The 11,032-nt window shown below is 64.0% G+C and carries 10 protein-coding genes and 1 pseudogene; all 11 read right to left on the bottom strand.

All coding sequences use genetic code 11. The features are described from left to right. Window positions 1–1,083: 7TM-DISM domain-containing protein (locus Q8Q83_RS17470; protein WP_305625398.1), on the bottom strand; the 1,083-nt coding region annotated here is incomplete at its 3' end. A 102-nt stretch (window positions 1,084–1,185) separates the two neighbouring features. Beyond that, on the bottom strand, window positions 1,186–2,475 hold the full coding sequence (purD, locus tag Q8Q83_RS17465; protein WP_305625397.1) for a phosphoribosylamine--glycine ligase: 1,290 nt from the start codon (window positions 2,473–2,475) through the stop codon (window positions 1,186–1,188). 250 nt (window positions 2,476–2,725) lie between these two features. Further along, window positions 2,726–4,333 carry a bifunctional phosphoribosylaminoimidazolecarboxamide formyltransferase/IMP cyclohydrolase gene (purH, locus tag Q8Q83_RS17460; protein WP_305625396.1) on the bottom strand — a complete coding sequence of 536 codons (1,608 nt, stop codon included), beginning with the start codon at window positions 4,331–4,333 and terminating at the stop codon, window positions 2,726–2,728. A gap of 89 nt (window positions 4,334–4,422) precedes the next feature. After that, window positions 4,423–4,743, bottom strand: a complete 321-nt coding sequence (gene fis / locus Q8Q83_RS17455) for a DNA-binding transcriptional regulator Fis (RefSeq protein WP_305625395.1) — start codon at window positions 4,741–4,743, stop codon at window positions 4,423–4,425. Continuing rightward, window positions 4,740–5,738: a tRNA dihydrouridine synthase DusB gene (gene dusB, locus Q8Q83_RS17450; RefSeq protein ID WP_305625394.1), complete on the bottom strand. Its 999-nt coding sequence runs from the start codon at window positions 5,736–5,738 to the stop codon at window positions 4,740–4,742. Before dusB ends, fis begins: the two co-directional genes overlap by 4 nt. Before the next feature lie 180 nt (window positions 5,739–5,918). Then, a complete protein-coding gene (locus Q8Q83_RS17445; RefSeq protein WP_305625393.1) occupies window positions 5,919–7,241 on the bottom strand; it encodes a DUF3426 domain-containing protein in 1,323 nt (440 codons plus the stop codon). Between the two features lie 78 nt (window positions 7,242–7,319). Continuing rightward, window positions 7,320–8,198, bottom strand: coding sequence for a 50S ribosomal protein L11 methyltransferase (gene prmA, locus Q8Q83_RS17440; protein WP_305625392.1), 879 nt, complete (start codon window positions 8,196–8,198; stop codon window positions 7,320–7,322). Window positions 8,199–8,343: 145 nt separating this feature from the next. After that, complete coding sequence (gene accC / locus Q8Q83_RS17435; RefSeq protein WP_305625391.1) at window positions 8,344–9,693, bottom strand: acetyl-CoA carboxylase biotin carboxylase subunit; 1,350 nt, start codon at window positions 9,691–9,693, stop codon at window positions 8,344–8,346. Between the two features lie 17 nt (window positions 9,694–9,710). Beyond that, window positions 9,711–10,175: an acetyl-CoA carboxylase biotin carboxyl carrier protein gene (gene accB, locus Q8Q83_RS17430; RefSeq protein WP_305625390.1), complete on the bottom strand. Its 465-nt coding sequence runs from the start codon at window positions 10,173–10,175 to the stop codon at window positions 9,711–9,713. 21 nt (window positions 10,176–10,196) lie between these two features. After that, window positions 10,197–10,646 carry a type II 3-dehydroquinate dehydratase gene (aroQ, locus tag Q8Q83_RS17425; RefSeq protein ID WP_305625389.1) on the bottom strand — a complete coding sequence of 150 codons (450 nt, stop codon included), beginning with the start codon at window positions 10,644–10,646 and terminating at the stop codon, window positions 10,197–10,199. Between the two features lie 122 nt (window positions 10,647–10,768). Continuing rightward, a pseudogene (locus tag Q8Q83_RS17420) lies at window positions 10,769–11,032 on the bottom strand (protein-disulfide reductase DsbD); the annotation flags it as partial.

Below are 11,032 nucleotides of genomic sequence, written 5' to 3'. Positions count from 1 at the left end.
GGTGACGGCCAGCAGGGCATAGGCCAGCCATTCGGTCTGCACCGCCCAGTAGCCGAACAGGACCGGCAAGGCGCCGATAAAGGCCGCGCAGAACAGCAGCACGGCCAGGCTGAACAGGCGCGCCGGCCGGTAGCCATGCCGCCAATGGAACAGCGCCACCAGCAGAATGCTCAGCCCGGCGACCGCGCTGAGCAGGTAGACCAGCTGGTTGAATTGCAGGTTGGTGGCCACCAGCAACACCACGCAGAGCAGGCCGATCAGCACCACTTCGGCGCTCAGCAGATAATTCAGCGGCGTACGCGGGCAGACCTGGTGAAAGAAGCTGGCGGTAAACGACAGGGCGCAGATCATCGCCAGCAGCATCGCCAGGTTGGCGATCTGCGGCTGCAGGCTCTGCCATTCGCCCAGCCAGGGCGTGCTGATGCCCAGCAGGCTGATGGCCGTTAGCAGTACGCACGCCTGGGTCGCGGCCAGCCACAGGCCGCTGGCGGCGCGGGTGTAGGCGAAGCGCACGAGGTTGTAGGTCACCAGCATGCCGAGGCAGCCGAGCAGCAGGCCGAACAGCAGCGGGCGAGTGTCGTCGGCGGCCATACTCTGCGCGCTTTGCAGGCTGATGGCGGGGCGCAGGGCATGTTCCGAAGCCAGGCGCAGGTAGATATCCAGCGGGGCATCGGCTTGCGGCAGGGGCAGGAGAAAGTCGCGGCTGGCCAGCGGGCGGCTGGAGAAGGGCAGCTGGCTGCCGGTATGGGTCTGGGCGATCAGCTCATCGCCTTGCAGCACGTAGAGATCGAGATAGGCCAGGTAGGGGGCGAACACCCTGAGCATCTGCGCGTCGGTATTGGCTTCCAGGCGATGGTGCAACCACAGCGCCGTGTTGCCGCCCGAGGTGTACAGATCGGTGAGGTCGGTGGCGGTGAATTGCGCCATCTGCCGGGGCGCGCGGACATCATCCAGTTGCAGTTCGGCGGCGGGGTCCTTGAGGGCCGACCAGAGTTCCTGTTGTTCGGCCTGAGCTGGGCCGGCAATCAGCGCCATCAGCAGCAGGCTGATAAACAGCGGTGTGGCAATCCTCAGCCGGTGCACGGTGAATTCCCTTCAAAAGTAAGTGGTCGGATTATAGCCAAGCTATACAGGGGCGAAATATGACAAAGGTGGCCATTTGGCCACCTTCGCAGGGTTTTAGCTTCAGCCTTCGCCGCGTTCGCGGGCAATGGCGCGGTAGCCAATATCCTTGCGGTAGAAGCAGCCGGGCCAACGGATCTGCTCCGCCAGCCGATACGCCTGCTGCTGGGCATCGGCCACGCTGGCGCCAATGGCGGTGGCGCAGAGCACCCGGCCGCCGGCGGTGACCACCTGGCCATCCTTGAGCGCGGTGCCGGCATGGAACACCTTGCCGTCCAGCGCGGCGGCAGCGGCCAGGCCTTCGATCGGCTCACCCTTGGCGTAGTCGCCGGGGTAGCCGCCGGCGGCCAGTACCACGCCGACAGTCGGGCGCGGGTCCCATTTGGCTTCGACCTTGTTTAGCGCCTCGGCCAGGGCGGCTTCGATCAGCAGCACCAGGGACGATTCCAGGCGCACCATGATCGGCTGGGTTTCCGGGTCGCCGAAGCGGCAGTTGAATTCGATGACTTTAGGCGCGCCGGCCTTGTCTATCATCAGGCCGGCGTAGAGGAAGCCGGTGTAGACATTGCCTTCGGCAGCCATGCCCTTGACGGTCGGCCAGATCACCTCGTCCATCACCCGCTGGTGCACTGCGGCTGTGACCACAGGGGCCGGGGAGTAAGCGCCCATGCCGCCGGTATTCGGGCCGCTGTCGCCGTCGCCGACGCGCTTGTGGTCCTGGCTGGTGGCCATCGGCAGCACGTTGTGGCCGTCGACCATGACGATAAAGCTGGCTTCTTCGCCATCCAGAAACTCTTCGATCACCACCCGCGAACCGGCTTCGCCGAAGGCATTGCCGGCGAGCATATCGCGCACCGCGTCTTCGGCCTCACTCAGGGTCATGGCGACTATCACGCCCTTGCCGGCGGCCAGGCCGTCGGCCTTGATCACTATAGGTGCGCCTTTCTCGCGCAGATAGGCCAGAGCCGGCTCGACTTCGGTGAAGTTCTGGTAGTCGGCGGTGGGGATCTGGTGGCGGGCGAGGAAGTCCTTGGTGAAGGCTTTCGAGCCTTCCAGCTGAGCGGCGCCGGCGGTGGGGCCAAACACGGCCAGATTGCGCGCGCGGAACAGGTCGACAACGCCCGCAACCAAAGGCGCTTCCGGGCCGACTAGGGTCAGTTGCACGTTCTTCTCGGCGAAGTCGGCCAGTTGCTCCAGGGCCAGCACGTCGATGGCGACGTTCTCGCACTTGGGCTCAAAGGCGGTGCCGGCGTTACCCGGGGCGACAAAGACCTTCTCGACTCGCGGGTCTTGGGCGACTTTCCAGGCCAGGGCGTGTTCACGACCGCCGCTGCCGATAATCAATACGTTCATGGGGTCTCTCCTGACCGTAGCCCGGATGCAATCCGGGGCTTCTGAGTGGGGGCGTTCCCGGATTTCATCCGGAGTTGTTGGGCTTCGCGGAGCTCAGCCCAACCTACAAAATTGGCGACTCTGTCGAGGTCGCGATCGGGCTGGTAGATGCAAGGCGTCCGGTCCTTCACCCAGCGGAGTTGCCTTCTGGCAATGAGCATGGGGGGAGGGCCGGACAACGCCGCAGATGCCAGTCCGAGGGCGGCCGATTTTAGTGCCTAAAGTGGCGCATTCCCGTGAACACCATGGCTATTCCGGCCTCGTCGGCGGCGGCAATGACTTCCGCGTCGCGCATCGAGCCACCCGGCTGGATCACCGCGGTGATGCCGTTCTGCGCGGCGTTGTCCAGGCCGTCGCGGAACGGGAAGAATGCGTCGGAAGCCATGACCGAACCGGCTACCTGCAGGCCGGCGTGTTCGGCCTTGATCGCGGCGATACGGGCGGAGTTGACGCGGCTCATCTGGCCGGCGCCGACGCCTATGGTCTGGCGATTCTTCGCGTACACAATCGCATTGGATTTGACGAACTTGGCCACTTTCCAGGCGAAGATCAGGTCATGGATTTCCTGCTCGCTCGGCGCGCGCTGGGTGACTATCTTCAGGTCTTGCGCCTTGATCATGCCGATGTCGCGGCTCTGTACCAGCAGGCCGCCGTTGACCCGCTTGAAGTCCCAGCCCGGCGCGCGTTCGGCCGGCCATTCGCCGCATTCCAGCAGACGCACATTGGCCTTGGCCGCTACTACGGCGCGGGCTTCGGCGCTGATTTTCGGCGCGATAATCACTTCGACAAACTGGCGCTCGACTATGGCCTTGGCGGTTTCGCCGTCCAGTTCGCGGTTGAAGGCGATAATGCCGCCGAAAGCCGATTCGGTATCGGTGGCGTAGGCCAGTTCGTAGGCCTGGCGGATGCCGCCTTCGGCGTCGGTGGCCACGGCCACGCCGCAGGGGTTGGCGTGTTTGACGATGACGCAGGCCGGCTTGACGAAGCTCTTCACGCACTCCAGGGCGGCGTCGGTGTCGGCCACGTTGTTGAACGACAGTTCCTTGCCCTGCAGCTGCACGGCGCTGGCCACGCTGGCCTCGCCTTTCTGCGTTTCCACGTAGAACGCCGCGCTCTGGTGCGGGTTCTCGCCGTAACGCATTTCCTGCGCCTTGACGAACTGGCTGTTGAAGGTGCGCGGGAAGGCGCCGCGCGCTTCGGTGCTGAGGCTGTCGCGGCTCTGGTCGATGGTGCCCAGGTAGTTGGCGATCATGCCGTCGTAGGCGGCGGTGTGCTCGAAGGCTTTCAGCGCCAGGTCGAAGCGCTGGGCGTAGGTCAGGCCGCCGGCTTGCAGCGACTCGACTATGCCGGCGTAGTCGCAGGCGTTGACCACTATGGCCACGTCCTTATGGTTCTTCGCCGCGGAGCGGACCATGGTTGGGCCGCCGATGTCGATGTTCTCGATGGCGTCGGCCAGGTCGCAGCCCGGTTTGGCCACTGTGGCGGCGAAGGGGTAGAGGTTGACCGCCACCAGGTCGATCGGCTTGATGCCGTGTTGTTCCATCACCGCGCCGTCAATGGCGCGGCGGCCGAGGATGCCGCCGTGGATTTTCGGGTGCAGGGTCTTCACCCGGCCATCCATCATTTCCGGGAAGCCGGTGTAGTCGGCGACTTCCACGGCGGCCACGCCGTTGTCCTTGAGCAGCTTGTAGGTGCCGCCGGTGGAGAGGATTTCCACGCCAAGGGCGACAAGCTCGCGGGCGAACTCGAGGATGCCGGTCTTGTCGGAAACACTGATCAAGGCGCGGCGAACGGGGAGGCGGGTGGTCTGGTCGGTCATTTCAGAGTCCATCAGAGCAGAGGTATCAGCAAAGGAGTTATCAGCAAAAAAGGCGGCTCATGTGGGCCGCCCTTTTCGGGAGTTCGGGGTTACAGCAGGTCGTACTGCTTGAGCTTCTTGCGCAGGGTGCCGCGATTCAGGCCGAGCAGCTCGGAGGCCTTGGTCTGGTTGCCCTTGACATGGTTCATCACGGTTTCCAGCAGTGGCGCTTCCACTTCGGTCAGCACCAGGTTGTAGACGTCGCTGACGTCGGCACCTTCGAGGTGGGCGAAGTAGTTATGCAGGGCCTTCTCGACACTGCCGCGCAGGGTTTGCCCTTCTTCGCTCGGCGTATTGAGATGCTGTTTCAAGCTGCTGTTTTCACTCACGGGAGCCATTTCACTTCCTAAAGTCTCGGTCAACATCGTCATGCGGCCACCCCTTCTCCATTATTATTCCGCTCACTGAAAAACTCGCGAACGTTGGCGCACTGCGCGTCCGTACTGTCCAGACGATTGAAGTGGGCGCGAAACTCCCTGGCGCCCGGCAGGGTTGCGAGATACCAACTGACATGCTTGCGGGCGATGCGTACGCCCATTACATCGCCGTAGAAGGCGTGCAGTGCAGCCAGGTGTTCAAGCAGAATCTGTTCCACTTCGAGCAGGCTGGGCGCCGGGAGATGCTCACCGGTACGCAGGTAGTGCTCGATTTCACGAAATATCCACGGCCGGCCCTGGGCCGCGCGACCGATCAGCAGGCCATCGACGCCGGTGGCGCGCAGTACCGCGCGGGCCTTTTCCGCTGAGTCGATATCGCCATTGGCGAATACCGGAATCGACACCGCCTGCTTGATCGCGGCGATGGTGTCGTACTCGGCCTCGCCCATATACAGATCGGCGCGGGTGCGGCCATGCACGGCCAGCGCGACTATCCCGGCGTCTTCGGCGATCTTCGCCACCTCAATGCCATTTTTGTTCTGTCTGTCCCAGCCGGTGCGGATCTTCAGGGTCACCGGCACGTTCACCGCGGCGACCACCGCCTGCAAAATCTCGCGCACCAGGCTTTCATCTTTCAGCAGAGCGGAGCCGGCGGCCTTGTTGCAGACCTTCTTGGCCGGGCAGCCCATGTTGATATCGATAATCTGCGCGCCCAGTTCGACATTGCGCAGCGCCGCTTCGGCCAACATCTGCGGGTCGCCACCGGCGATCTGTACCGAGCGCGGCTCGGGATCACCCTGGTGGACCATGCGCAGGCTCGACTTGCGGGTATTCCACAGCCGTACGTCACTGGTGACCATCTCCGACACCACCAAACCCGCGCCCATGCGCTTGCACAGCTGGCGAAACGGCTGGTCGGTGACGCCCGCCATGGGGGCGAGGATCAGCGAGTTGGGCAATGTATAGGGGCCGATGCGTAGCGCCGACATAAGGCTTCCCTGCTCAAGAGACCAGCTGTTGAGACCAATAGGACTGTGCGAAAAAGGGTGGGAATCATACCCGCTCTGAATGACTGGAGAAAGGCTGTTTTGAACAAATTCTGAACAGCTGCGGGCTTATAGCCAAGGGTTAGGTCGCGGCGGATTTCCAGGCGCTCCGCCGGCTGCCGCTTATTCCGGCGAGTGGAAGCTCAGGCTGTAATTCACCGCCTGGGTGCCAGGATCGAGGATATCCAGGGAGATATGGATGGGGGTCTGCGGCGGCATTTCGGCGTTGCCGGCCAGCTCGCCGGCCAGGTATTCGCTGGGTTTGAAGCGGCGGCTGGCCAGTAGCTGGCCGGTGATATCGGCGAAGCGCATTTCCAGCAGCGGGAAGGGCTGGGAGAAGGGCGCGCGGTTGTAGAGAATGGCGTCGACCACCAGGGCGCCGCTGAACTCCGGGTGGCTGCGCACCACCAGGTTGCTGCTCTTGATCTGCTTGATATCGACCTTGGACGGCAGGTTGCAGCCGAGTGCCGGGCAGATCTGCTCGAACCAGGGGCGGTACTGGTCCTGGCGGGCCAATTCGTCGAAGTGGTAGAGCACATATTGGCCGCTCAGGGCAGCGGCGCCCAGCAGGTTCAGCAGGCCCCAGGCCAGCCAGCGGCCCCAGGGCTTGTGCGGCTGCCGCCAGTCCAGCTGCAGCGGCTCCTCGTCCAGCTCGAACAGGTGCTCGTCGCGCAGTGCGGGTTCGCTGCGGGCGCTTTTCGCGGCGCTTTTGCCCGGGGCGGGCGCGTCCTCTTCGCTTTCGTCGTCTGCTTCGGCAAACAACGGCTCGCGCTCGGCGTGCAGCTCGATATGCTCGATTTCCGGCTCTAGGGCGCGGCGATCGGTGGCGCTAAAGCTGGGCTCGGCGTGCGGGGTGCGGGTTGTCGCTGCTGGTGCTGGTGCTGGTGCGGCCGGCACTGGGCGCGGTGCGGCGACTATTGGCGCCTGCGCCGGCGGCGCGGGCTTGGCTGGCTCGTCGCGCAGCAGGGCTTCGGCCCAGCGCTCATCGTGGGGGTCGTGCTCGGGCTGCGCGGGGGCGAGGAAGGTCTCGGCGTGTTTGGGCGCCCGCTCGACCGCCAGAAACTGCTTGGACAGCTGTTGTTCCTGTGCTTCCAGCTTGGCCAGTTCCTCGTCGAGATCCAGATCGTCGAGGTCCAGGTCGTCGTGAATCCACTGAGTGTCGATGGATTTCTTTACCGGTGCAGGGCTGGGGTTACTGCTTGGGGTCGGAGTCGGGTTCGGAGCTGGCGGACGCGGCGCGGCTGCGGGCGTGCTAGGCCTTGTGACGGGTGCCGGCTGGCTGCTGGCCGCTGCCAGTTGGCCTTGCTCGCGCAACTGCTGCGCCGCATTGAACACATGCAGGCAGGCCCCGCAGCGCACGGCACCATGGGCGGCGCCCAGCTGCGCGAGATTGACGCGAAAGCTGGTGCGGCAATGGGGGCACTGGGTGACGAAACTCTGGGTCATGCGGCGATCCGGCTAAACAAGGCGGCTAGTCTAACGCAAGTGCTCAGCAAAGCAGCAGTGCTGCACGTGCGGGCGCTATCAGCGCCGTACGCCGCTGATACGTACCCACCCGTCCTTGTTCGCGGTGGGGTCGAGGTCGAAGGCGTCCTGGTAGGCGGCGCGCACTTCTTCCGCCTGTTCGGCGAGGATGCCCGACAGCGCCAGGCGTCCGCCGGTTTTGACCAGGCTGGTGATCTGCGGCGCCAGCGCCACCAGCGGGCCGGCGAGGATATTGGCGACCACCACATCGGCCTGTTGCTGCGGCAGGTCGGCGGGCAGGTAGACCGGGAAGCGCGCCGGCTCGATGCCGTTGCGCCCGGCATTGTCGCGCGAGGCTTCCAGGGCTTGTGGGTCGATATCGGTGCCGACGGCCTGGGGCGCGCCCAGCAGCAGGGCGGCGATGGCCAGGATGCCCGAGCCGCAGCCGAAATCCAGCACGCTGCACTGGCTGAGGTCCTGGCCGTCCAGCCATTCCAGGCACAGCGCGGTGGTCGGGTGGGTGCCGGTGCCGAAGGCCAGGCCCGGGTCGAGCAGCAGATTGACCGCCTCCGGCTCGGGCGCGGCGTGCCAGCTCGGCACTATCCACAGGCGCTGGCCGAAACGCATGGGCTGGAAGCCGTCCATCCAGCTGCGTTCCCAGTCCTGGTCGGCTATCACTTCGGCCTGGTGTTCCGGCAGTTCGGCGCCGGTGAGCAATTGCAGGTGGGCGAACACGGCGTCAGCCTGGGTGTCGGCTTCAAATAGCGCCAGCAGATGGGTATGCGACCACAGCGGCGTGGTGCCCAGGTCCGGCTCGAAAATCGGCTGGTCTTCGGCGTCCATAAAGGTCACCGAGACGGCGCCTACTTCCAGCAGGGCGTCTTCGTAGGTTTCGGCCTGCTCCGGGATGATGGCGAGACGGACTTGTAACCAGGGCATGGGAAACCTCGTGAGCGCTGTGGCGTGATGGGGCAATTGGGCGCGCAGCTTACTTGAACCAGTGGGCCGGCTGCCACCGCATGCATCGACCGGAAACGACAAGGGCCGCCCAATGGCAGCCCTTGTCTGTGCGCTACGCCGAAGCTTAGTGCTTATCCATACCCAGTTTCTTTTCCAGGTAATGGATATTCACGCCGCCTTTGCAGAAGCCCTTGTCACGCACCAGGTTGCGGTGCAACGGTACGTTGGTCTTGATGCCGTCGACCACTATCTCGTCCAGGGCGTTGCGCATACGGGCCAGGGCTTCGTCGCGGGTGGCGCCGTGGGTGATCAGCTTGCCGATCAGCGAGTCGTAGTGCGGTGGCACGGTGTAGCCGCTGTACAGGTGCGAGTCGACCCGCACGCCATTGCCGCCAGGGGCATGGAAGTGCTTGACCTTGCCGGGGCAGGGCATGAAGTTGTCCGGGTCTTCGGCGTTGATCCGGCATTCCAGGGCATGGCCGCGGATCACCACATCGCTCTGCTTGAACGACAGCTTGTTGCCGGCGGCGATGCTGAGCATCTCCTTGACGATGTCGATGCCGGTGACCATTTCCGACACCGGATGCTCTACCTGCACGCGGGTGTTCATCTCGATAAAGTAGAAGTGGCCGTCTTCGTAGAGGAACTCGAAGGTGCCGGCGCCGCGGTAGCCGATCTCGATGCAGGCGCGCACGCAGCGGTCCAGTACCTCGGCGCGGGCTTGTTCGTCGATGCCCGGTGCTGGCGCTTCTTCCAGAACCTTCTGGTGCCGGCGCTGCAGCGAGCAGTCGCGATCGCCCAGGTGGATGGCGTTACCCTGGCCGTCGGACAGCACCTGGACTTCCACGTGACGCGGATTGCCGAGGAACTTCTCCAGATAGACCATGGGGTTGCCGAACACCGAGCCGGCTTCGCTGCGGGTCAGCTTGGCCGATTTGATCAGGTCTTCTTCCTGGAACACCACGCGCATGCCGCGACCACCGCCGCCGCCAGCGGCCTTGATGATCACCGGGTAACCGACTTCGCGGGCAATCGCCAGGGCGGTTTCTTCGTCTTCCGGCAGCGGGCCGTCGGAGCCAGGCACCACCGGCACGCCGGCGCGTTTCATGGCGTTCTTGGCCGAAACCTTGTCGCCCATCAGGCGAATGGTCTCGGCTTTCGGGCCGATAAAGGCGAAACCGGAGTTTTCCACCTGTTCGGCGAAGTCGGCGTTTTCCGCGAGGAAGCCGTAGCCGGGGTGAATGGCGGTGGCCCCTGTGACTTCGGCGGCGCTGATGATCGCCGGAATATTCAGGTAGGACAGCGCGCCGGAGGCCGGGCCGATGCACACCGACTCGTCGGCCAGGCCCAGGTGCATCAGCTCGCGGTCGGCGGTGGAGTGCACCGCGACCGTCTTGATGCCCAGCTCTTTACAGGCGCGCAAGACGCGCAAGGCGATCTCGCCGCGGTTGGCGATCAGAACTTTTTCCAACATCGCAGGCTCTCCGCGCTTCAAACGATGGTGAACAGGGGCTGATCGTATTCCACCGGCTGGCCGTTCTCGCCCAGGATGGCGTCGATCACGCCGCTGGACTCGGCCTCGATGTGGTTCATCATCTTCATCGCTTCGACGATGCAGAGGATGTCGCCTTTCTTCACGCTCTGGCCGACTTCGACGAAGTTGCTCGTAGTCGGGCCGGAGGCGCGGTAGAAGGTGCCGACCATCGGCGAGCGCACTACGGTGCCGTTCAGCTTGGCGGCGGCCGGGGCGGCTTCAGCGGCGGCGGCAACCGGTGCGGCGGCTGCAGGCGCTGGCATAGGAGCCGGGGCCTGGGCATAGATCGGCTGCTGCATATAAGCCGGCTGCTTGCTGTGACGGCTGATACGTACCGATTCTTCGCCTTCGCGAATCTCCAGTTCGTCGATGCCGGATTCTTCCAGCAGCTCGATCAGCTTTTTGACTTTACGAATATCCATAGTGGTTAACTCCCGGTGAGGTCAGGGGCACTTAAGTTCAAGTTGTTCGAGTGCAGCCTCCAGGGCCAGCCGGTAACCGCTGGCGCCAAGGCCGCAGATCACCCCTACAGCTACATCGGAAAAGTAGGAGTGATGGCGGAAAGCTTCGCGTTTGTGCACGTTGGACAGGTGCACTTCGATGAATGGGATGCTCACCGCCAGCAATGCGTCACGTAATGCGAAGCTGGTATGGGTAAAAGCGGCGGGATTGATCAGGATAAAGTCGACACCTTCGCCTTTTGCGGCGTGAATGCGCTCGATCAGCTCGTACTCGGCATTGCTCTGCAGGTACAGCAGATGGTGGCCGGCCTCGCGGGCGCGGCGCTCCAGGTCGAGGTTGATCTGCTCCAGGGTGACGGCGCCATATACACCCGGTTCGCGGGTGCCGAGCAGGTTGAGGTTGGGCCCGTGCAGTACCAGAAGGGTAGCCATGATCGGAGTTTCCTTGTTTTTGCGCTGCGCCGGACTATGCCGCAGGCAAGGCGAGACTGTCCAGTTGTCAGCAATAGCCGGCACGATAAGCGTAGATTGCGCCAAGTATATGACCGGAGAAGCTAGAAGCGTTCCCGTGCGCGACTCAAACGGGCGGCGAAGGTTTGCGCATCGATCTCACCTACGACACGCAAATCCTGCCATTCGTCACCCTTGGCATCGAACAGCAGGATGGCCGGTGGGCCGAACAGCCGGTAGCGGTCGAGCAGGGCGCGTTGCGCGGCGTTGCTCTCGCTCATATCGAAACGCAGCAGCCGATAGTCGCCCAACTGGGCAGTGACTGACTCGGCGTTGAGCACTTCGCGTTCGATCACCTTGCAGCTGAT

Origin of the sequence: Pseudomonas sp., from assembly GCF_030696055.1 — a bacterium.
Taxonomy (GTDB): domain Bacteria; phylum Pseudomonadota; class Gammaproteobacteria; order Pseudomonadales; family Pseudomonadaceae; genus Aquipseudomonas.
The sequence above is the reverse complement of the archived record's forward strand: the minus strand, read 5'-3'. Positions and strand labels throughout refer to the sequence as shown.